The following is a 22,169-nucleotide window of genomic DNA, read 5'->3' as shown; positions in this document are numbered from 1 at the left end:
GTCAACCCTGCACCAGGCGCAAATGCCCGCGCCGGGCGCTTAATATCGGGTGGGGATTAATAATCAAATACAAAAAGGGCCGCCAGCTCATAACGCCTCCGTTGCCAGGCTTTATGTAAACTCTGGCAACGTCCTCATCGACTGGCGTTCACCCGGAAGTGGGAACCGTATCTCCCTGCTCATACTACCGAATGAGCGCTTAAGCACCGCTGGCAGGGATCGGCATCTGCGATTTGCGGCTCATCAGGATAAATACCGCCAGCCCTGCCAGCAATATCCCCGGCGCAGAAGCCGCCATCACCCCTACCGTTCCGGTGCCGAGCGCTAACATTTTCCCTGCCAACAACGGACCGCTCATTGCACCCAGACGCCCGACGGCGACAGCGGTACCCACGCCGGTGGCGCGGATCTGCGTGCTGTAAAACAACGGTGCCAGCGCATACAACACGCTTTGCCCACCGGTGGCAAACATCCCCGCCACAAATCCCGCCATCAGCATGCCGCTCAATGACGATACCGTGCCCAGCGCCAGCAGTGATGCCAGCATCCCGGTGTAGATCAAAAGTGACATCACCACCGGACGCAGTTTGTCCATCAACGCCCCGAGAATTAACGTCCCGCTGGCCGCACCGATTTGCAGGGCAAACATCACGCCTGCCGCCTGCGAGGGCTGAAAACCCTGCTCGACCAGCAGCATCGGCAGCCAGTTGATCAGCATATACACCACCAGCAGGGTAAAGAAATAGCACAGCCACAGCAGCAGCGTGGCTGTCGCGGTGGTTGGCGCAAACAGAGCCCGCAGCGGCGCGGCAGCCACCTGCGTTTGTTGGGTATAAACCTGTGATTCCGGCAGCCAGCGTATTAACAGCGGAACCAGCAGCAGCGGGATCACCCCGCCGACCCAGAACACGGTTTGCCAGGCAGAGGCCAGACCGCTAAACCCGAGCGCTGCCGCCAGCGCCGCGCCAATCGGCACACCGCAGTACATCAGGCTCACCGCCGTACCACGAAAACGCGGGCCCGCCGCCTCAGAAGTCAGCGCGATCAGATTCGGCAACGCCGCACCCAACCCAACACCGGTCATCAGGCGAGCAAACACCAGCGATGAGAAATCCCAGGATATCGCCGTCGCCAGTGAGAACAGGCCGAACAGCGCCACGGAGGCAATAAGAATGCGTTTGCGGCCATAGCGATCGGCCAGCATGCCGCCCACCAGCGCGCCGGGCAGCAGCCCAAGAATGCCCGCGCTGAAGATCCAGCCCATCTGCATTTTATCCAATGCAAACGCATTGGCGATACCGACGGCAGCGATCCCGGCGGCCTGTAAATCCAGCCCTTCCATCAGGGCGACTAAAAAACACAGCCCGACGGTCAACGTCAGGCGGGATGAGGATGCGGGGGTACGGGTAGTCATAAGATGTACCTCTGAGGTCACGATGCAGGTGAATCGCGGCTGATACGTTGCCAGCCGCGTAATCATTTTTATTTTCTGTTGCGCAGATCCAACGCCACGTCGACGATCATATCTTCCTGGCCGCCCACCATCCGGCGTTTGCCCAGTTCAACCAGAATATCTACCGCGCTCAGGCCATAACGCGCCGCCGCCACTTCGCAGTGGCGCAGGAAGCTGGAGTACACGCCGGCATAGCCCAGCGCCAGCGTTTCGCGGTCCACCCGCACCGGGCGGTCCTGCAGCGGACGCACCTGATCGTCGGCGGCGTCCATCAGCGCATACAGATCGGTGCCGTGCTGCCAGCCAAGCTTATCCGCCGCGGCGATAAACACCTCCAGCGGCGCGTTGCCTGCGCCTGCGCCCATACCGGCCAGGCTGGCATCGATACGATCACAACCCTCTTCTACCGCAGCAATCGAGTTCGCCACGCCAAGGCTCAGGTTGTGGTGGGCGTGCATCCCGGTTTCTGTTTCCGGCTTCAGCACCGCTTTCAGGGCGCGGAAGCGGTCACGGATATCAGACATGTTCATCGCCCCGCCTGAATCGACCACATAGATACAGGTCGCACCGTAGTTTTCCATCAGTTTCGCCTGCTGTGCGAGGTTTTCCGGCGTGGTCATATGACTCATCATCAGAAAGCCGACGGTGTCCATGCCCAGTTCACGCGCATACTGAATATGCTGGGCCGACACGTCCGCTTCGGTGCAGTGGGTCGCCACGCGTACGACGCGCGCCCCAGCCTGATACGCATTTTTCAGGTCATGAATCGTGCCGATGCCCGGCAACAGCAGCGTGGCGATCTTGGCGTGCTTGACCACGTCCGCCGCCGCTTCAATCCACTCCAGGTCGCTGTGCGCGCCAAAGCCATAGTTAAAACTGGAACCCTGCAGACCGTCGCCGTGCGCCACCTCAATGGAATCCACCCTCGCATCGTCCAGCGCTTTGGCAATCTGGCGCACGTTTTCCAGCGAATATTGATGACGAATGGCGTGCATGCCGTCGCGCAGGGTCACGTCAGAGATATAGAGTTTTTTACCGTTCATGCTGCTTCTCCTGCCTGACGAGTGAGTGACTGCGCCATTTTCTCAGCGGTCGCCAGCGCGCTGGAGGTCATAATGTCGAGGTTGCCCGCATAGGCAGGTAAATAGTGCGCCGCGCCTTCCACTTCCAGATACACCGCGGTTTTCAGCCCGGAGAACTGGCCGATGCCCGGCAGATTGACCGGTTTATCCTGCGGGATGACTTCAAACTGGACACGCTGTTTCAGACGATAGCCCGGCACGTACGCCTGCACCGCCGCCGCCATCTCATTAATCGATGCTTCAACTTCAACCTCAGAGGCCGCTTCGCTCAGCACATACACCGTGTCGCGCATCATCAGCGGCGGCTCGGCTGGATTAAGGACGATAATCGCTTTACCTTTTGCCGCGCCGCCAACCACTTCAATCGCCTTCGAGGTGGTTTCGGTAAACTCATCGATATTAGCGCGCGTGCCTGGACCCGCAGATTTACTGGCTATCGAGGCGATAATTTCGGCGTAATGGACTTTTGCCACGCGAGAAACTGCCGCCACCATCGGGATAGTCGCCTGCCCGCCGCAGGTCACCATATTAACGTTCTGCTGATCAACGTTGGCCTCCAGATTCACCACAGGCACGCAGTACGGGCCGATTGCCGCGGGCGTCAGGTCGATCAGGCGGATCGCTGGTTTAACGGCGCGCAGCGCGGCGTCGTTCTTCACATGCGCGCCTGCGCTGGTGGCATCAAAAACAATGTCGATGTCGGCGAATTCCGGCATGGCGATAAGCCCTGTCACCCCTTCATGGGTGGTGGCAACGCCCATGCGTCGGGCACGCGCCAGACCATCAGAATCTGGATCGATACCGACCATCACCGCCATTTCCAGATGCTTCCCGTGACGCAGAATTTTTATCATCAAATCGGTACCGATGTTGCCGGAGCCGATAATGGCGACTTTACGCTTACTCATGACTGACTTCCTCTTGTAACCGCCGCTGAAAAAGTGGCGGCAACTGAACCAATACCGTCGATATGGGCCTCGAAACGATCGCCCGCATTCACCGCCACCATCGGGCCTAACGCACCGGTGAGAATGATATCTCCGGCACGTAGCGGCTCGCCGAGGCTGGCCATTTTGCGCGCCAGCCAGACGGCGGCGTTGATCGGATGTCCCAGGCATTCGCTGCCGCGTCCGCTGGAAACCTCTTCGTTGTTGCGCGTCATTTTCATCGCGCAGTTTTTCAGATCTAATCCTGCCGGACGCTGTGCCGGGCCGCCGACCACATACACCCCGCAGGAGGCGTTATCCGCCACGGTATCAACAAACTTGATTGACCAGTCACGGATACGGCTGCCGACCACTTCCAGCGCGGGCAGCACCCACTCGATGGCGTTATACAGCTCGTCAAAAGTAGTGTCGGCATTGGGCAGATCGCGGTTCAGCACCAGCGCGATTTCCGCTTCAATACGCGGTTGCAGCACGCGCTCAAACGCAATGGTGTCGTTATCGCCGTAGCACATGTCGGCAAACAGCGTACCGAAGTCCGGCTGATCGACGCCAAGCTGCTGCTGCACTTTCGGGTGTGTCAGCCCTACTTTGCGCCCGACCACGCGACGCCCGCGCGCCACTTCATACTGCACGTTGATGCGTTGAATGGCGTAGGCCGCTTCGCCGTTGTCCACACCAATCAATTCACGCAGTGGGGCGATAGCTTCCCCTTTTTCTTCAGCCTGACGTAAATCGGCGGCCAGCTGCTCAAGATTATGATTCGTCATATCCGTTCCTTAAGGGCGTGCGAGGAAATTCAGCACCAGCTGGTTAAAGGCATCCGCATGCTCCCACTGCGCCCAGTGCCCGCAGTCGCGGTAGATATGCAGCTCAGAACCGGCAATTCCGGAGAGCAGGCGCAGACCGGCATCCATCGGCACAAAGCGATCATTGCGTCCCCAGACAATCAGGGTCTGGGCTTTGATTTCACCCAGACGCGGGCTGAAATCCGGGAACTGTTTCGGGTTGGCCTCCAAACTCTGGACAAAGTTTTCCAGGTGATCGCGACGCGACAGCATGTTATTCAGGCGTGCCTCAAACAACGCCTCGGTCAGGTCGCTGGTGTCGAAGACAAAGATCTCCATCATCAGCTTCAGGTTCTCGATGGTCGGCTCGCGGTATAGCTGATTCAGGCGCTTGATACCTTCGGTCGGCATCGGGGTAAACAGACTCATGCCGCCCGTTCCGCCGCCCATTAGCACCAGTTTGCCCACGCGCTCCGGCCAGCTCAGGGTAAACGCGACAGCACTGTGACCGCCCATCGAGTTACCCAGCAAGTGGACTGTTTGAATATCCAATTGATCGACTACGCTTTTCAGAATGCGAGCGTTGAGATCAGATCGCGAACCGCGGTTAACGATCCCATCGCTTTTGCCCCAGCCAAGACAATCCAGCAGGATCACCCGGTATCCGGCCTGTACCAGCGGATCAATATTGCGGCTGAAGTTTGCCCAGCCCGTCGCGCCAGGACCGGAGCCGTGCAGCAGCACGACGGTCTCTTCGCCCTGTCCACAGTCATTGAAATGCACGCGTAGTGTTTCGCCTGCTTCCTGCACCTCCAGAAAACGACTGGTAGCGGCTTCGGTTTGCGGTTGATAAGTCATGATGTTCTCCTGCATATTCAGTTCTGTTTTAGTTCTGCGTAGTGGCACTCAGAGAGCCGAATCCGGCGATCCACTCCGGGATCGGGCGGTAATAACGACCTTCGCTGCGCCAACTGCCAAAGGCAGAAATGGCGGCAAAGGCGGCAACCCAGGTTTTAACTTCGTGCGTTGATTTGCCCGCCATCGCGGACAGCTCTTCGTTACTGACCGCGTCCAGCTCCTGCAAACGCCCCTGCTCAAGCAGGCTCATAAAGCGGTTATCCCAGACGGGGTTAAGCGGGTGCAGCGTGTTTTGATCGACCACGAACTTCTCGGCGGCGCTGATCACCCGCTGCTGGCGCAGCTCGCGCTCGTTTTCAGGTAACTGTTTGCCGCTGCCGAGCAGGCGTTCACGCATATGGGCATCAGCCTTCGCCAGCTCCGGGACCGGCGGTTGATGCGATAGACCACCGGAGCCTAAAAACAGCACGCGCTTATTCAGCGAGCTGGCGAAACGGCCAATCGCTTCCCCGAGCATACGGGTACGCTGAAAGCCCGGTAGCGGCGTGGCGACGCCGTTAATAAACACCGGCAGCACCGGCACCTTATCCAGACCGCCGAGCAAAAACTCCAGCGGCTGCGCGAAGCCGTGATCGACCTGCATGTTGTAGGACACGGCAAGATCGATGCCGCTTTTCATCACCGCGTGGGCGCAGGCTTCAGCGAGATCTGTCGGCACCGGCAGTTCCCCCGCCGCGCTGCCGAAATCGCCGATCGCCGTGGCTCCCACGCCTAAACAGAACGGCGGCATCACGTCGTAGAAAAAACCGTTGTAGTGATCGGGGGCAAACAGAACTACAAGTTCCGGGTCGAACGCCGCAATACGTGCCCGGGCGCTGGCGATCACGCCGTTAACCTCATCAAGCACAGCCTGAGCCGGGTCGACATAGCCCACCAACGGCGAGTGGGAAAGACAGTGAAGATAAGCGTGCATATCAGGCAACCTTTTCAACAGGAATATCGGCAGTAGCGCGGGTAAGTGTCATCACCGACGCCAGTTTATTCAGGGTGCTGCCCAGGGTTTGCGGAATGGCGATGGCGGCCACGAAGCGGTCCGGGCGCATGACCACCAGCGCGGCGTTGTGCTGGGCAAACCACGCGCGCAGGCGGTTTTGCGTATCACCAATGCGGGTAACGCCGTCGTGGTTATCCTGATCGGTATGTATCTGCGTATCCGGCACGACCTGGATAAAACGCGTCCCCAGCGCCTGCCACTGTTGGATCTGCGACTCGCTCATGCCCCATAGCGGGTTACAGCCCCAGCCAATCACCGCGAAATTCGGTCCAATAACGTTGTCGAGCAGCGTCACTTCGCCCGATTCCAGCGTCACCTTCGGCTGGATAAACATCTTGCCGACCGGAGACGTTCTCGCCTCACCCTCACGCACCAGTGCTCCAACATGGTATTGCGGCATCGGCTTAAAGCGCATTTCGAGGAAGTAGCGTTTGACCGGCGGAATATAATTCAGCAGCCAGGAAACCCCGTCGCGCACCGCACCGTGCCAGCGTTTTGGCGGCGCCAGCACGTTGCCAGCGGTCACGGAGAGATCGATCATTGCTTTGGCGTGGTCGCGGCGTTCCTGCTGGTAGGTATCCAGCAGCGCATCACCGGCTTTGCCCTTAATGACCAGCGCCAGTTTCCACGCCAGATTGAAAGCATCGCGCATGCCGCTGTTGTACCCCTGCCCCTGCCAGACCGGCATAATGTGCGCCGCATCGCCCGCCAGCAGCACGCGGTCAATGCGAAAACGTTCGGCCAGACGGGCGTTATGGGTATACACGCGCTGGCGGATCAGCTCGACGTTGTCCGGGTTCGGCAGCACTTTGCTCAAAAGCTGACGCATATTCTGCGGTTCACTGAGCTGCGCTTCGGTTTCCCCCGGCATCACCATAAATTCAAAGCGACGCACCGCGTGCGGCAGCGCAGCGGAGACATACGGGCGCACCGGATCGCAGCACAGATACACATGCGGTGTGCTGAGCGGATCGTTGGCAATATCCACCACAATCCACTGATTCGGCGCGGTTTTGCCTTCAAACGGCACATTCAGCGAGCGTCTGACGTTGCTACCGCCGCCGTCGCATGCCACCAGCCACTGGGCCTTCACCGTTTCGCGCTGGCCGTCCGGAGCTTTCAGATTCAGCGTTACTTCACCGTTCTGTTGGCTAAAGGCTTCCAGTTCGCGGGAGAACAGGCAGCGCACGTTGGGAAAACGCGACAGCCCTTCCAACATCACCGCATCCACCTGTGGTTGAATAAACGCATTGCGGCGCGACCAGCCAAATTCGTCGGTTATCGGCTGGATATCAGCAAAGCAGCGGCCTTTCGGCGTGAGAAAGCGCATCGCGTGCCACGGCGTGGTGTGCGGCAAAACGCGCTCGACCAGCCCCACAGACTGCATGGTGCGCAACGCTTCATCGTCAATGCCGATGGCTCGGGGATAGTCGATCAGCGTGTCGAGCTTCTCCACCACCAGCACGTCAATGCCCATCTGGCCAAGATAGTTGGCCATCATTAGCCCCACCGGGCCGGCACCAGCAATCGCGACCTGAACGGTGTGCTGCACAGCGGGTTGGATATCCGGGTTTTTTGTTGTCATTTCAGAACCTCACGACTCGGACAAAACGCAATTGCGGACCCTGGTGAGGCGCAATTTGTTTTGTTAAAAATATGTGAATAATTTTTTGTTGTGCAGTCAGTATAGGAGTGAGTTTTTGCGCTACAATCAAAACATGCCTGGATGTGCACTAAGTGCACAACGTTGTTTTACCTGTAGATTTGTCAATGAATATGAAAAATGACGAGAGCACTGAGTACAAAACCGTACGCGGATTAACGCGCGGATTAATGTTATTAAATATGTTAAACCGGCTCGATGGTGGGGCCAGTGTTGGCTTACTTGCTGAGTTAAGCGGCCTGCATCGCACCACGGTCAGACGGCTGCTGGAAACCCTGCAGGATGAGGGTTATGTTCGGCGCAGCCTGTCCGATGACAGCTTTCGCTTAACCATTAAAGTCCGCCAGCTCAGCGAGGGATTTCGTGACGAGCAGTGGATTTCCGCACTCGCCGCCCCGCTGCTGGGGGATTTGCTGCGCGAGGTCATCTGGCCGACCGACGTTTCCACGCTGGATGTGGACGCGATGGTGGTACGTGAAACAACCCACCGCTTCAGCCGCCTGTCGTTTCACCGGGCGATGGTCGGGCGTCGTTTGCCATTGCTGAAAACCGCATCCGGCCTGACCTGGCTGGCATTCTGTCCGGAGAATGAACGTCAGGAACTGATTGAAATGCTGGCCTCCCGACCAGGAGAAGCGTTCCAGCTTGCGCGCGAACCGCTGAAGCTCAATGCCATTTTAACCCGGGCGCGAAAAGACGGTTTTGGTCAGAACTTTCGCGGCTGGGACCAGGAGGAAAAAATCGCCTCCATCGCCGTCCCCATCCGTAGCGAACAGCGGGTGATCGGCTGCCTGAATCTGGTGTATATGGCCAGCGCCATGACCATCGAACAGGCTGCGGAAAAGCATCTTCCGGCCTTACAAAAGGTGGCGAAACAGATAGAGGACGGCGTCGAGTCGCAGGAGATTTTGGTGGCCGGGAGGTGAGATGGATCACAGTTATGCGGATCATCTGATTGATAGCTGGGATGACTCACTCACCTGCCGATATAACATTGTGGTGTCTTGCCCAAGTGATATCTACATTACATAGTGTGCATTCGTTTTCTGCCAGGAGGCTGCATGTTAAAGGTCATTGCTGAGGATTTCATCAAACCTGAGTTTATTGAAACCGTTCTCCCGTTGTATCGTGAGCTAATATCGGCAACGAAGAAAGAACCGCATTGTATTGCTTACGACCTCTATATTGATGAAAAAGATCTGGGTCATTTTATTTTTATCGAAGAATGGCCAAACCATGCGGCTCTCGATGAACATTGTGCCAGTGAGCATTTCCGACGACTTGTACCGTTAATTGATCAATACACGCGACAGGAAGCACGTTACATATTGATGGATGGCGTGGTAAATCCAACGGTCACATCATAATTAAGAAATAGGATAGGTAATGAAGAAAGTACTTGGTTTACTATTAATTATGTTTTTAACAGGATGCTCCACACCAGGCAAACCAGCCTTTTACTACCCCTGGACACAGTACAAAACGGGCATCGATATTCAGCTGCCAAAAGATCCTAAATATAATGATGCTTTCCATGGGACTTTACGCCTCGACGACGATGGCGATTATGCAATGATCGTTATTTATAACGGCGGTAATGTGGTTACCCAATTCGGCTATGTCACGAAAAGCAATCTTGAAAACTGGATCACACTTTATTCTGGCTTCTTAAAATGGGATCCAAATGATTCAGGTGTAACAACAACGTTCACCATTCCTGATACAGGCTCAACGTTTAACAAAGAATACGATGTTGAGTATCGTGTTGTTCAGAGCAAAAAGCTCTTTGTCATTAATAAACATAGCTCCGGTACCTGGTTTATCGACTTCTCAGAGATATCGATGGACGAGGCAAATGTGCAGAAAGCACTGGATGTCTATGAAGGATTACGAGGCAAGCTTAAGTAGCCAAATGCTGAACCTGGTCTCTTGTAAAGAGGCCAGGGCCATATCAATAAAGAGTGGCGTCAATAGTCTCTCCTTCTGCTTTTCATAATCGCAACATCAATTTTAATTTTTTAATATTTTCATCATCCGGAACCTGGTGTATGTCAACACAGTAGCTCTCTTCATACTCTTCAATTATTCTTTGGGCCTCTCCTCTACGGTTTCGGCCATTCATCCATAACTCATCTCTGGCATCCTGACCTATTCTCATCATGTCATAAGAGCTAATATGCGGTGGTGAGCGGCCAAATATAGCCGTGACACCGTTTTTTTCGTAATTTTCTTGTGCCAGGGAATTACCTATCTCATTAACTGCCAAACCACACTTTAGTAATTTTTTAACTTTCGTTTCCTGACTATCACAACCCTGCAAAACAAACAAACCCGCTATAATGATCACTATTTTATATATTTTCATCTTTCGCCCGAAAAATTCATATAAACTCATTACGAAGTGATCAATTCCGACAGACATTTATGTCCTCATAATGAGGTAAGCATCAGACCTCGGTTTAGTCACTTTCGGGATAACTGTATCATCTGGAATGCTTACAAAACAATTCAATATAATCAAAAGCATTCTTATGCTGCTGCAAGTGTGATTAGGGTTGTCAAAGAAAGCTATTCTTATTTCAACCCATTCACACAATACTAAACCGAAACCCGCTCTGAAAAGAGCAGCGTTCCGGTTTTTATTCAGTCTGAAGGGCTTCAGACCTTAAGCAGTTTCACCGTCTCGTCAATGTCGATTTCATCTTCAGAGAAAATCAGCGTCGTGCCCTGAAAGGTGGTGATAGCCAGCTTTTTCAGCGTGCGCATTTCACCAGGCTTCACGTCTGATTTTGGTCGGATGCTGTTCATCAGCACGCCGACAGACAGCACTGCATTTTCTTTGTCGATACGGGTCTCTACAGGGACTTCTTCGCTGTAGACCAGGAATGACTTGATCGAGGTGAGCTTCAGACGCTCGCCTGCGATATAGATGTACTTGCTGTCTGGTATGACTTTTACCGCGTAGGCAGACAAGCCTTTGTTATTGGTGGTGGGCTCAAAAGTCACCGCCGCGTCTTTCTTGATCAGCTCAGGATTAGCAACCTTAATCACATGAAAATAGCGATTGTCGCCGTTTTCATCTTTGATAAATCCAAAGCCTTTATCTTTAAACCACGTTGTGATTGTTCCGTTCATTGCTGTTTCCGCCTGATTAAACCTATTACTCGTAGAGTATACCTACTCAATTTGCGCGCAGTGTAAAACACAGGCCATACCTTTGGCTACTCGTTACCCCAACGATTGAGGAACTCCGCGATATCATCGATACGCTGAGCGTCGACACCGGCCACGGTTGCCATCTCCTGCTGCGCTTCTTCGCTGATCTCTTCGTTGTTCATCAAACGGGTAATCAACTGCTGGAAGTAGTGCGCCAGCGCGTCACGTTCTGTGTCGCTCACCGGCTTTGCGGCCTCGGTCGCGTACTCGTCGGCGATATCATAATATTTAAGCGGAATGTCGTTGTTCATCAGTTGCTCCGGGGGGATATGCGTGTGCCAGCAGTTGCCTGCCGCGTCTGATGTGAATGATAGCATTCTTATTTCATGGTTCGCGATCTGTTTTATTGGTCACTATGCATTACATATATCAATAATGTTTTCTGGCACTGCTTCGTATTTAATAAAATTTTCCGTATTTAAGTAACAGCACTCTTATTCATTTCGATATAATGGCAGCAAATTAAATAACGAGTTACAAAGGAAATATTAAATTACTTTAATTACATAATTGATATATGTAATCTGTTATTGGCCCAATCCCATCGCTAGTCGCCCATTTGCCCACATTCATCTTCTGGACAACACTCTACGATGACACCACTGATCCAACACGTGGAGCAAACATCATGAACATCACGCAAATCCGTAACGCCACGCAGCACATCACCTTTGGCGGTAAAACTTTTCTGATTGATCCGATGCTAGCGGATAAAGGTACTTATCCGGGCTTTGCCGGAACGGCTCGCGCCGAGATCCGCAACCCGACCGTTGATCTGCCTGTCGATATCGACAGGCTGCTCAACGTTGATGCGCTGATCGTGACCCATCTGCATGAAGACCACTGGGATGAAGCAGCGGCTCGTGTCGTGCCGAAAGACAAACCGATTTATGTGCAAAACGATCGCGATGCGCAGGTACTGCGGGAACAAGGTTTCACGCAACTGACCGTACTGACGCAAAACACCGCGCTTGGTGATATCACCCTGCGTAAAACCGGCGGCCAGCACGGTTCGGATCGCGCTTACGCCATCCCGCAAATGGCTGAGCGTCTGGGTGATGCCTGCGGGGTTATCTTCCAGCATCCGGCGGAAAAAACGCTGTATCTGGTCGGGGACACCATTTGGCGCGACGAGGTGGAAACCAACATGCGGACTTTTCAACCAGGCGTGGTCATTCTGAACGCAGGCTTTGCCCACGTTATCGGGTTTGGCCCAATTATCATGGGCGCGGAAGATGTGCTAAAAACCCACTTCGTACTACCTGAGGCACAAATTGTGGCGACCCACATGGAGGCGATTAACCACTGTCTGCTGACCCGCGCGGCCTTGAAAGAGTACGCCCGCGACAACCAGATTGCGCAATTCATTAACGTGCCGGAAGATGGCGAAACCCTGACGTTTTAAACTCCACAGAGGAATCGTATGCAACCGCTTAACGTCGCCATTGTCGCCGTGGAAGATTTCAGCCCGTTTCACTTCTCAGTGCCGTGCATTATTTTCAGTGACAAAGTGGCGTCGAAAAAGCGCTTTGAGGTGCAACTGTGCGCCGAACAGCCGGGCATAGTTTCCTCGCAGGATGGCTTCGCCATTACCGCAGCCTACGGCTATGAAGCAGTTGAGGCCGCCGACATTGTAGTGATCCCCTGGTGGGGTACCACGGCACATCGACCACCACAAAGCCTGCTTGATGCGCTCAACCGCGCACGACAAAACGGCGCGCAAATTGTTGGGTTATGTCTGGGCGCGTTTGTTCTCGGCTATGCCGGTCTGCTGGATGGCAAACGGGCAGCTACGCACTGGGAGTTCGAGCAGGATTTTCAGGCGCGCTTTCCGGCGGCCCGTCTGGATATCAACGCGCTATACGTGGATGACGACGGTATTATTACCTCGGCAGGGACCGCCGCCGCGCTGGATTGCTGCCTGTACGTCATCCGCCAGCGTTTTGGCAGCACGGTGGCGAATCAGATTGCCCGACGGATGATTGTGCCGCCACATCGCGAGGGCGGCCAGGCACAGTTTATCGAACAACCGGTAGCGAAAAATACCCAGGATCAGCGCATCAACGCCCTGCTCGACTATTTGCGCCAGCATCTCCACGAACCGCATAATCTCGACGAGCTGGCGCAGCGAGTGATGATGAGCCGTCGTACCCTCACTCGTCATTTTATGAAGGCCACCGGGTCAAGCGTAGCCGAATGGTTGATTGCCGAGCGCCTGCGCCGTAGCCAGACGTTGCTGGAGTCCAGCAAGTTACCCGTTGAACGCATTGCAGAACAGGTTGGTTTTCAGTCGCCTGTCACCTGGCGTCAGCATTTTAAATCCCACTTTGGTGTTAGCCCGGCTGAATGGCGTAAAACCTTTCGCGGCGATTAGCCTCTTTTTTGCGCCAACCAGACGGTGTGCCCGGCGCAGTGCGGATCTTCCATCACCATCTCGACTACCGCAAAACCATGCGCTGACAGCAATGCGCGGTATTCGTCCGGCGCGAGGCTGGCGTGAAACAGCGGCTCACCCTCAAATTGCCCCATCGCGATGCCATTGTCCGTACCGCTGGTAAACATCAGCGCGCTGCCTGGATGACTGAGCCGGTCAAATATCGGGAACATCTTTTGCTGGTCCTTCTGGGTTAAATGAAAAAAGCTGTCCCAAGCGATCAGGCCGTCGAATGTCTCGTTAAGTGCCAGCTCGCGCATATCCTGCTCCAGCCAGCGTTGTGCGGGAAAAGAGTGCTGCGCCCGCGCCAGCATTTCCGGGGAACCATCAACTCCCGTCAGTTGAAAACCTTGCTGGATAAAATAACCCGCAATCGGCTGACCGTTACCGCAGCCAATATCCACAATGCTGCCCTGCCCGCCCATCACGGTAATGAACTTGTCCAGCCAGCTTTTCTCAAACAAGGCGCGTGAGCGCTGGCTGGCAAAAGCCTCCGCATGGCGTCGGTAAATGGACAGGATATTATTTGCCGCAGAGTCGCTCACAATGTCCTCACTTTTTTCTTCTGTTAAGAAGAACGACGATAAATGCTCCAGCACACGATCCGCAACCCTGGAATGCGCCTCGCAGAACCTATGCGTAAATCCCCCAAAACCGTCCCGCTGTGGCATCATAGCGCGCAGATAACGTCATGACAGGGGTGATAAACGTGAAACCGGTAACGCTATACGATGTGGCAGACCATGCAGGTGTCTCTTACCAGACCGTCTCGCGCGTCGTTAATCAGGCCAGCCACGTTTCCGCAAAAACCCGACAAAAAGTTGAGGCCGCGATGGCGGAACTCAATTACATCCCTAACCGCGTCGCACAGCAGCTGGCTGGCAAACAGACGCCGCTGATTGGCGTTGTGACGGCGAACCTTGCCCTGCATGCCCCCTCACAAATCGTTGCCGCCATAAAATCCCGTGCCGACCAGTCCGGTGCCAGCGTGGTGATCGCCATGGTCGAGCGCAGCGGCGTTGAGGCATGTAAAGCCGCGGTCCACAACCTGCTTTCTCAGCGCGTAACCGGGCTTATCATCAACTATCCACTGGATGAAGAAGACGCCATTGCCGTGGCCGCCGCCTGCGGTACGGTGCCGGTGCTGTTTCTCGATGTCTCTGACCTGACGCCAATTAACAGCGTGATTTTCTCGCATGACGACGGCGCGCGCCTCGGCGTTGAACATCTGGTGCAGTACGGACATCAGCGTATCGCCCTGCTGAGCGGACCGCACACTTCCGTTTCGGCAAGGCTTCGCCGTTCGGGCTGGCACAAGTATCTGGCACATTACCAGCTACAACCCGTTGTGGAGCTGGAAGGCGACTGGAGCGCGATGTCTGGTTTTCAGCAAACGATGCATATGCTGAATAACGGTAACCTCCCTACCGCCATGCTGGTCGCTAACGATCAAATGGCGCTGGGCGCGATGCGCGCAATCAGCGAGTTCGGTCTGCGGGTGGCGGTAGATATCTCGGTGATTGGCTACGATGATACCGAAGACAGCGCCTGCTACATTCCACCGCTGACCACCATCAGGCAGGATTTTCCGTTATTGGGTGAAACCAGCGTCGACAGGCTGCTGCAACTTCCCCGTGGCGAATCAACCGTGGGCAACCAACTGCTGCCCGTCACCCTGGTTAAGCGCAAAACGGTTCTGCCACCCAATACGCAAACTATCTCTCCCCAGGCGCTGGCCGATTCATTGATCCAGCTCGCGCGGCAAGCTTCTCAGCTCGCCCCCAAATTGTGAACGCACAACAATTGTGTGAGTGAGTTCACTCATTGAACGCCCCAGCCTTTACAGTTGGGATCGCTTATCCTTATTTTGATTGAAATTGTGAGCGAATAACAAATTCAAACAGGATACCGTTATGAACCTGAACACAGATTCACTCTCCGCTGTTCTGGCCCGCCGTGACTGGGAAAATCCCGGCGTCACGCAGCTCAACCGCCTGGAGGCGCATCCACCGTTCTGTAGCTGGCGTTCAGCAGATGACGCACGTACGAATCAGCGTTCAAGTCAGTTACGCTCGCTTAATGGCCAGTGGCAATTTGCCTGGTTTGCCGCGCCGGAGGCTGTGCCGGAAAGCTGGCTGACAAGCGATCTGCCACAAGCTGATACTGTCAACGTCCCCTCGAACTGGCAGATGGACGGTTACGATGCGCCAATTTATACCAACGTCACCTACCCAATCCCGGTTAACCCTCCGTACGTTCCGGCACAGAACCCGACGGGATGTTACTCGCTCACATTTCATATTGACGATGCCTGGTTAGATGAGGGTCAGACGCGCATTATTTTTGACGGCGTGAACTCCGCATTTCATTTGTGGTGCAACGGCCGCTGGGTCGGCTACGGACAGGACAGCCGCCTGCCATCTGAATTCGATCTTAGCGATTATCTGCAGCATGGCGAAAACCGTCTGGCGGTGATGGTGCTGCGCTGGAGCGATGGCAGCTATCTGGAAGACCAGGATATGTGGCGCATGAGCGGTATTTTTCGCGACGTATCTTTGCTGCATAAGCCCACAACGCAAATTCGCGACCTGCGCATTAATACCCGGTTTAACGACGACTTCAGCCGCGCCATGCTGGCAGTGGAAGTCAGAGTAGCGGGCAACGCGAGCGAAGATTTACGCGTAGCCCTGCAATTGTGGAAGGGAGAAACGCTCACAGCCGAAACGAATTCCCCACTCGGCAGTGAGATTATTGATGAACGCGGTGCTTATCATGACCGGGTGACTCTGTGTCTGAACGTCGAAAAACCGGCTCTGTGGAGTGCCGAAACGCCCAATCTGTACCGCGCCGTTGTGCAGCTGCGCACCGCGGACGGAGCGCTGATAGAAGCGGAGGCCTGTGACGTCGGCTTTCGTCAGGTTTGCATTGAAAACGGACTGCTGTTACTCAATGGTAAGCCGCTGTTGATTCGCGGTACCAACCGCCATGAGCACCATCCGATCAACGGTCAGGTGATGGATGAGGCGACGATGGTGCAAGACATCATCCTGATGAAGCAGAATAACTTCAATGCCGTGCGCTGCTCCCATTACCCAAATCACTCGCTGTGGTACACCCTGTGCGATCGTTACGGCCTGTATGTCGTCGACGAAGCCAATATTGAAACCCACGGCATGGTGCCGATGAATCGCCTCACCGACGATCCCGCATGGTTGCCTGCCATGAGCCAGCGCGTCACGCGCATGGTGCAGCGCGATCGCAACCATCCGAGCATTATTATCTGGTCTCTGGGCAATGAATCCGGCCATGGCGTCAATCACGACGCGCTCTACCGCTGGATAAAATCAGAAGACCCGTCACGCCCGGTACAATATGAAGGCGGCGGCGCAAATACCGCAGCGACCGATATTATTTGCCCGATGTACGCCCGCGTCGATCAAGATCAGCCCTTCCCCGCCGTCCCCAAATGGTCGATTAAAAAGTGGCTGTCGATGCCCGGCGAGCACCGTCCGCTGATCCTTTGTGAATATGCCCACGCCATGGGCAACAGTTTCGGTGGCTTCGCCAAATACTGGCAAGCGTTCCGTCAGTATCCGCGCCTGCAGGGCGGATTTGTCTGGGACTGGGTGGATCAGTCGCTGACCAAATATGATGAGAACGGCAAAGCATGGTCAGCCTACGGTGGCGATTTTGGCGACACACCTAACGATCGTCAGTTTTGCATGAACGGGCTGGTGTTCGCCGATCGCACCCCACACCCGGCGTTATACGAGGCCAAACATGAACAGCAGTTTTTCCAGTTCACGTTACTGCCGGGCGCTGAACGCCAGATTGAAGTGACCAGCGAATATCTGTTCCGCCGCAGCGATAACGAAGTTCTGCACTGGTCTATTGCCCTGGACGGCAACCCGCTGGCCGCCGGAGAAATCGTTCTGGATATCGCTCCACAGGGTCGCCAGGTGATTACCCTGCCAGATGTCCCGATGCAGGAAACCGCAGGTCAGCTGTGGCTGACGGTACGCGTAGAACAACCTCAGGCAACCGCGTGGTCAGACGCCGGGCACATCAGCGCCTGGCAGCAATGGAAGCTTCAAGAGAAGCTCAGCCTGACGCAACTGCCGTCTGCCCGCACCGCGCCACAGCTCAATGTGAGCGAAAACGTCTTTACCGTTGAGAACGACAACAAGCGCTGGCAATTCGACCGTCAGTCTGGCCTGCTGACACAGTACTGGATTGGCGATTCAGCCCAACTGTTGACTCCGCTTACTGACCAGTTCACCCGCGCCCCGCTGGACAACGACATCGGCGTGAGCGAGTCAACCCGCATCGACCCTAACGCCTGGGTCGAACGCTGGAAGGCCGCCGGTCACTATCAGGCTGAAGCAACGTTACTACACTGTGCTGCCGACACGCTGAGCGATGCGGTACTGATCACCACTGAACATGCGTGGCAGTATCAGGGCGAAACGCTGTTCATTAGCCGAAAAAGCTACCGCATTGACGGCAAGGGTGAAATGCAGATAACGGTGGATGTCGACGTTGCCAGTGGTACGCCGCATCCGGCCCGCATCGGCCTGAGCTGCCAGTTAGTGCAGATCGCAGAGCGAGTGAACTGGTTAGGTCTCGGTCCACATGAGAACTACCCGGACCGTCTGGGCGCCGCCTGTTTTGATCGCTGGGATCTGTCGCTTGATGAGATGTACACCCCGTATGTTTTCCCAAGTGAAAACGGTCTGCGCTGCGGCACGCGCGAACTGCACTACGGCGCGCACCAGTGGCGTGGGGACTTCCTGTTCAACATCAGCCGCTTTAGCCAGCAGCAACTGATGGCAACCAGCCACCGCCATTTGCTGCAACCTGAGGCGGGCACCTGGCTCAATATTGATGGCTTCCATATGGGCGTTGGCGGCGATGATTCGTGGAGCCCTTCCGTGTCGCCGGAATTTCTGCTGAGCGCCGGACGCTACCACTTCCAGTTCGTCTGGGGCCAAAAATAATAATATAAGTTGGGCAGGCCCAAACCTGCCCGCATTTATAGGAAGTCTGTTATGTATTATTTAAAAAACACTAACTTTTGGATGTTCGGCTTTTTCTTCTTCTTTTACTTTTTTATTATGGGCGCGTATTTCCCCTTCTTCCCTATCTGGTTACACGAGGTAAACCATATAAGCAAAGGCGATACCGGCATCATCTTCGCCTGTATCTCACTGTTTTCTTTGTTATTCCAACCAATTTTCGGACTACTATCCGACAAGCTTGGCCTGCGTAAACATCTGCTGTGGGTAATTACCGGCATGCTGGTAATGTTTGCCCCGTTCTTTATTTACGTTTTTGGTCCGTTATTACAAGTTAATATTTTACTGGGTTCAATTGTCGGTGGGATTTACCTTGGCTTTATTTACAATGCCGGCGCTCCGGCGATTGAAGCCTATATTGAAAAAGCCAGCCGCCGAAGCAACTTTGAATTTGGTCGCGCGCGCATGTTTGGTTGCGTAGGCTGGGCGCTGTGCGCCTCGATTGCCGGCATTATGTTCACCATCAATAACCAATTTGTCTTTTGGTTAGGCTCCGGATGCGCGGTCATTTTGGCATTGCTGCTGTTATTTTCAAAAACAGATGCCCCCTCTTCTGCAAAAGTCGCGGATGCGGTAGGCGCCAATAACTCGGCATTCAGCCTGAAGCTGGCGCTGGAGTTATTTAAACAACCAAAACTTTGGTTCCTTTCCCTGTACGTAGTTGGCGTTTCCTGTACTTACGATGTGTTTGACCAGCAGTTCGCCAACTTCTTTACCTCGTTCTTTGCCACCGGCGAACAGGGTACCCGCGTGTTTGGCTACGTCACGACGATGGGAGAATTACTCAACGCCTCAATCATGTTCTTTGCGCCGCTGATTGTGAATCGCATCGGCGGGAAGAACGCCCTGCTGCTGGCAGGTACGATTATGTCGGTAAGGATTATTGGCTCCTCATTCGCCACTACTGCGCTGGAAGTCGTTATTCTCAAAACGTTGCATATGTTTGAGATACCGTTCCTGATCGTCGGTTGCTTCAAATACATCACCAGTCAGTTTGAAGTGCGTTTCTCGGCGACGATTTATCTGGTGTGTTTCTGCTTCTTCAAACAGTTAGCAATGATTTTCATGTCAGTTCTGGCCGGGAAAATGTATGAAAGTATTGGTTTCCAGGGAGCTTATCTGGTGCTGGGGATCATTGCGCTGAGCTTCACGCTGATTTCCGTATTTACCCTAAGTGGGCCGGGGCCGTTTTCCCTGCTGCGTCGTCGCGAAAGCGTCGCGCTGTAAAAGCATCTTTGCCGGATGCCCCAATCACGTGGTTTATCCGGCATACAACGCGTCATCTTCACACGACCATCCTGACCTGGAGGTTTAAGTTCTGCGGGCAACAAACCGCTTTTTTACCGTTATGGTAAAACGGGGTGAGAAGCCAGGTCATAGCATGAGCAGAAAGACAATTGCGGTAACGGCGCTCTTTATCAGCGCACTACTTTCAGGATGTGGCAGCATTGATGCACGCACGGCAGGCGAGAATTCAGATACCTATTACGTGGGTATGCATCATGATATTGATAAACTAAAAAACCCAGGCGCTTACGATTATAACTATTTCGATTTAGCGCTGTTGTTTGTTGATGTGCCGTTATCGTTCGTGGCCGATACGGTTTATGCGCCGTTTGATTACTATCACGGGCCGTATAAGAAAGTGGATTAGAACGTAGGCCCGGTAAGCATTGCGCCACCGGGCATCACACGATGTTACTCCTCGATCGCCTGACGGATTTGCAGCAGCGACGCGGGATCGTCAATGGTCGTCAGATCGCCGGGATCGCGGCCTTCGCAGATCGCCTGGATCGTCCGTCTGAGCATTTTACCGGAACGTGTTTTCGGCAACTGCGACACAAACCAGACGTGTGCCGGACGGCCAAAGTTGCCAATCTGGCTGTCCACCAGCGCCATAATCGCCTTCTCTTCCGAATGTGCGATGTCGCGATCTTCAAGGCTGTCGCTCTGTTTCGGAATAACAAACGCGACCGCTACCTGCCCCTTCAGCGCGTCCTTCACGCCGACTACCGCCACTTCGGCAACGTTCGGATAGCTGGAAATACTCTCCTCGATCTCGCGCGTCCCCAACCGGTGTCCTGCCACGTTTATCACGTCATCCGTACGGCCAAGTATGAAGTAATAGCCGTCAGCGTCACGAATGCCCCAGTCAAAGGTGGCGTACACCTGGCGAGAAAACAGCGACCAGTAGGTATTCACAAACCGCGCATCATCCCCCCAGATAGTCTGGATACAGCCCGGCGGCAGCGGCCCTTCAATCACCAGCATACCCTTCTCATTCGCCGCACAAGGTTCACCGGTCACCTCATTGAGCAGTTGTACGTTGTAGCCGTACATCGGCACGCCGGGACTGCCCAGACGCGACGGCCTGTCGTCCAGCCCGCGGGCAATTGCCATAATCGGCCAGCCGGATTCGGTCTGCCAGTAGTTATCGATAACCGGGACGCCCAGCGTTTCTGTTACCCAACTGGCGGTTGGTTCGTCCAGCGGTTCCCCCGCCAGATACAACACCTCCAGCGAGGAGAGATCGTGATTACGGATTTGCGCGGTCGGGAATTTCTTCAGCACGCGGATGGCGGTCGGGGCGGAGAACATCCGGCAGACCTGATATTTCTCAACAATTTTCCACCATACACCACAGTCCGGATACGTTGGCAGACCTTCGTAAACCACCGTCGCCATCCCCGCCAGCAGCGGGGCATACACGATATACGAATGCCCAACTACCCAGCCGATATCCGACGCGCAGAAGAACACGCCGCCCGCTTTACCGCCGAAAATGGTGTCCATCGAGGTCGCCAGCGCGACCGCATAGCCGCCAACGTCGCGCTGGACGCCTTTCGGTTTACCGGTTGTCCCGGAGGTGTAGAGAATGCAGGATGTTTCGTTTGATTCCAGCCAGACAACTGGTACCCGCGCGCCGAGATGCTGTTGGCGCAGGGCGGCAAAGTCGAGGTCACGTCCCTCGACCCGCGCCATTTTCGCCAGACCGCGATCGACCAGCACCACATGACGCGGTCGGTGCTGCGCCTGTTCGATCGCATCATCGAGCAGCTTTTTATACGGCAGGATCTTGCCCCCGCGCGCCCCGGCATCCGCCGAGACGATAACCACCGGTCTGGCGTCGTCGATGCGCGCCGCCACGCTGTGCGAGGCGAAACCACCGAACACCACCGAATGAATTGCCCCAATGCGTGCGCAGGCCAGCAGCGTAATGTGCGCCTCGGCGATCATCGGCATATACACCAGCACCCGCTCGCCACGCTGTACGCCCAGCGACAATAGCATCGCCGCCGCGACGTTCACTTCGTCATACAACTGACGAAAGGTAAAAGTGCGTTCTTCTTCAGTTTCTGATGACACAGCAATCAGCGCCAGCGCGTCAGGCTGTTTCTCCAGCCAGCGGTCGATGGCGTTATGGCACAGATTGGTCGTGCCGCCGCAAAACCAGCGGGCAAACGGCGGGTTGCTGTGGTCCAGTGCCTTCGTATACGGCTGCTGCCAGTCAATACGCTGGGCCTGCTCGGCCCAGAACGACTCCGGTTGCGTTATGGAACGTTGATAAAACTCGCTATAAGACATAATGCTCTCCTGTTGAA

Annotated in this window: 21 protein-coding genes; 9 read left to right on the top strand and 12 right to left on the bottom strand. The window is 54.9% G+C overall.

Features of this window, described 5'->3' with window-relative positions; translation table 11 throughout:
* Nucleotides 1-199 precede the first annotated feature (199 nt).
* The 7 genes from mhpT to E6P06_RS08990 form a co-directional block, all read right to left on the bottom strand.
* Complete coding sequence (gene mhpT, locus E6P06_RS09020; RefSeq protein WP_088903372.1) at nucleotides 200-1,414, bottom strand: 3-(3-hydroxy-phenyl)propionate transporter MhpT; 1,215 nt, start codon at nucleotides 1,412-1,414, stop codon at nucleotides 200-202.
* Nucleotides 1,415-1,482: 68 nt separating this feature from the next.
* On the bottom strand, nucleotides 1,483-2,496 hold the full coding sequence (gene mhpE, locus E6P06_RS09015) for a 4-hydroxy-2-oxovalerate aldolase (protein ID WP_061549852.1): 1,014 nt from the start codon (nucleotides 2,494-2,496) through the stop codon (nucleotides 1,483-1,485).
* Complete coding sequence (gene mhpF / locus E6P06_RS09010; RefSeq protein ID WP_003838629.1) at nucleotides 2,493-3,443, bottom strand: acetaldehyde dehydrogenase; 951 nt, start codon at nucleotides 3,441-3,443, stop codon at nucleotides 2,493-2,495. The genes mhpE and mhpF overlap by 4 nt, the downstream gene beginning before the upstream one ends.
* Nucleotides 3,440-4,249 carry a 2-keto-4-pentenoate hydratase gene (gene mhpD, locus E6P06_RS09005; RefSeq protein WP_003847652.1) on the bottom strand — a complete coding sequence of 270 codons (810 nt, stop codon included), beginning with the start codon at nucleotides 4,247-4,249 and terminating at the stop codon, nucleotides 3,440-3,442. Before mhpD ends, mhpF begins: the two co-directional genes overlap by 4 nt.
* A gap of 9 nt (nucleotides 4,250-4,258) precedes the next feature.
* A complete protein-coding gene (mhpC, locus tag E6P06_RS09000) occupies nucleotides 4,259-5,125 on the bottom strand; it encodes a 2-hydroxy-6-oxonona-2,4-dienedioate hydrolase (RefSeq protein ID WP_139935140.1) in 867 nt (288 codons plus the stop codon).
* A 28-nt stretch (nucleotides 5,126-5,153) separates the two neighbouring features.
* The gene (gene mhpB, locus E6P06_RS08995; RefSeq protein ID WP_139935139.1) at nucleotides 5,154-6,098 is read right to left on the bottom strand and encodes a 2,3-dihydroxyphenylpropionate/2,3-dihydroxicinnamic acid 1,2-dioxygenase; all 945 of its coding nucleotides are present in this window, start codon (nucleotides 6,096-6,098) and stop codon (nucleotides 5,154-5,156) included.
* Between the two features lies 1 nt (nucleotide 6,099).
* Nucleotides 6,100-7,764 (bottom strand): bifunctional 3-(3-hydroxy-phenyl)propionate/3-hydroxycinnamic acid hydroxylase, encoded by a 1,665-nt coding sequence (locus E6P06_RS08990; protein ID WP_121571476.1) that lies wholly within the window; start codon nucleotides 7,762-7,764, stop codon nucleotides 6,100-6,102.
* A gap of 191 nt (nucleotides 7,765-7,955) precedes the next feature.
* Here E6P06_RS08990 and E6P06_RS08985 point away from each other — a divergent pair, with 191 nt between their 5' ends.
* The 3 genes from E6P06_RS08985 (at nucleotide 7,956) to E6P06_RS08975 (ending at nucleotide 9,750) form a co-directional block, all read left to right on the top strand.
* Nucleotides 7,956-8,768, top strand: coding sequence for a DNA-binding transcriptional regulator (locus E6P06_RS08985; RefSeq protein ID WP_044714459.1), 813 nt, complete (start codon nucleotides 7,956-7,958; stop codon nucleotides 8,766-8,768).
* A gap of 135 nt (nucleotides 8,769-8,903) precedes the next feature.
* Nucleotides 8,904-9,209 (top strand): putative quinol monooxygenase, encoded by a 306-nt coding sequence (locus tag E6P06_RS08980; RefSeq protein ID WP_057101209.1) that lies wholly within the window; start codon nucleotides 8,904-8,906, stop codon nucleotides 9,207-9,209.
* Nucleotides 9,210-9,228: 19 nt separating this feature from the next.
* Nucleotides 9,229-9,750 carry a hypothetical protein gene (locus tag E6P06_RS08975; RefSeq protein WP_003838645.1) on the top strand — a complete coding sequence of 174 codons (522 nt, stop codon included), beginning with the start codon at nucleotides 9,229-9,231 and terminating at the stop codon, nucleotides 9,748-9,750.
* A gap of 82 nt (nucleotides 9,751-9,832) precedes the next feature.
* Here E6P06_RS08975 and E6P06_RS08970 read toward each other — a convergent pair whose 3' ends face one another.
* From E6P06_RS08970 to E6P06_RS08960, 3 genes are all read right to left on the bottom strand, one after another.
* On the bottom strand, nucleotides 9,833-10,264 hold the full coding sequence (locus E6P06_RS08970; protein WP_003838647.1) for a hypothetical protein: 432 nt from the start codon (nucleotides 10,262-10,264) through the stop codon (nucleotides 9,833-9,835).
* Nucleotides 10,265-10,500: 236 nt separating this feature from the next.
* Nucleotides 10,501-10,977 carry a cold-shock protein gene (locus E6P06_RS08965; protein ID WP_003021353.1) on the bottom strand — a complete coding sequence of 159 codons (477 nt, stop codon included), beginning with the start codon at nucleotides 10,975-10,977 and terminating at the stop codon, nucleotides 10,501-10,503.
* An 86-nt stretch (nucleotides 10,978-11,063) separates the two neighbouring features.
* Complete coding sequence (locus tag E6P06_RS08960; RefSeq protein WP_003021350.1) at nucleotides 11,064-11,309, bottom strand: YmjA family protein; 246 nt, start codon at nucleotides 11,307-11,309, stop codon at nucleotides 11,064-11,066.
* Nucleotides 11,310-11,686: 377 nt separating this feature from the next.
* Here E6P06_RS08960 and E6P06_RS08955 point away from each other — a divergent pair, with 377 nt between their 5' ends.
* Nucleotides 11,687-12,463 carry an MBL fold metallo-hydrolase gene (locus tag E6P06_RS08955; RefSeq protein ID WP_003838652.1) on the top strand — a complete coding sequence of 259 codons (777 nt, stop codon included), beginning with the start codon at nucleotides 11,687-11,689 and terminating at the stop codon, nucleotides 12,461-12,463.
* A gap of 18 nt (nucleotides 12,464-12,481) precedes the next feature.
* On the top strand, nucleotides 12,482-13,432 hold the full coding sequence (locus E6P06_RS08950) for a GlxA family transcriptional regulator (protein ID WP_139935138.1): 951 nt from the start codon (nucleotides 12,482-12,484) through the stop codon (nucleotides 13,430-13,432).
* Here E6P06_RS08950 and E6P06_RS08945 read toward each other — a convergent pair.
* Nucleotides 13,429-14,037, bottom strand: coding sequence for a class I SAM-dependent methyltransferase (locus E6P06_RS08945; RefSeq protein WP_371419196.1), 609 nt, complete (start codon nucleotides 14,035-14,037; stop codon nucleotides 13,429-13,431). The genes E6P06_RS08950 and E6P06_RS08945 overlap by 4 nt on opposite strands.
* A 164-nt stretch (nucleotides 14,038-14,201) precedes the next feature.
* Here E6P06_RS08945 and E6P06_RS08940 point away from each other — a divergent pair, with 164 nt between their 5' ends.
* The 4 genes from E6P06_RS08940 (at nucleotide 14,202) to E6P06_RS08925 (ending at nucleotide 20,221) form a co-directional block, all read left to right on the top strand.
* Nucleotides 14,202-15,284, top strand: coding sequence for a LacI family DNA-binding transcriptional regulator (locus E6P06_RS08940; RefSeq protein ID WP_003838656.1), 1,083 nt, complete (start codon nucleotides 14,202-14,204; stop codon nucleotides 15,282-15,284).
* A gap of 121 nt (nucleotides 15,285-15,405) precedes the next feature.
* The gene (locus tag E6P06_RS08935; protein ID WP_139935136.1) at nucleotides 15,406-18,489 is read left to right on the top strand and encodes a beta-galactosidase; all 3,084 of its coding nucleotides are present in this window, start codon (nucleotides 15,406-15,408) and stop codon (nucleotides 18,487-18,489) included.
* A gap of 51 nt (nucleotides 18,490-18,540) precedes the next feature.
* Entirely contained in the window at nucleotides 18,541-19,794 is a 1,254-nt protein-coding gene (locus tag E6P06_RS08930; protein ID WP_003847667.1) for an MFS transporter, read from the top strand.
* A gap of 154 nt (nucleotides 19,795-19,948) precedes the next feature.
* Nucleotides 19,949-20,221, top strand: a complete 273-nt coding sequence (locus E6P06_RS08925; RefSeq protein ID WP_003838662.1) for a YceK/YidQ family lipoprotein — start codon at nucleotides 19,949-19,951, stop codon at nucleotides 20,219-20,221.
* 44 nt (nucleotides 20,222-20,265) lie between these two features.
* Here E6P06_RS08925 and prpE read toward each other — a convergent pair whose 3' ends face one another.
* On the bottom strand, nucleotides 20,266-22,152 hold the full coding sequence (gene prpE / locus E6P06_RS08920) for a propionate--CoA ligase (RefSeq protein ID WP_139935135.1): 1,887 nt from the start codon (nucleotides 22,150-22,152) through the stop codon (nucleotides 20,266-20,268).
* Nucleotides 22,153-22,169 lie beyond the last annotated feature (17 nt).

Origin of the sequence: Citrobacter sp. CF971 (genome assembly GCF_006385635.1) — a bacterium.
GTDB classification, from domain to species: Bacteria; Pseudomonadota; Gammaproteobacteria; order Enterobacterales; family Enterobacteriaceae; genus Citrobacter; species Citrobacter freundii.
Note: the sequence above shows the minus strand (reverse complement) of the source record. Positions and strands in the feature narration are given on the sequence as shown.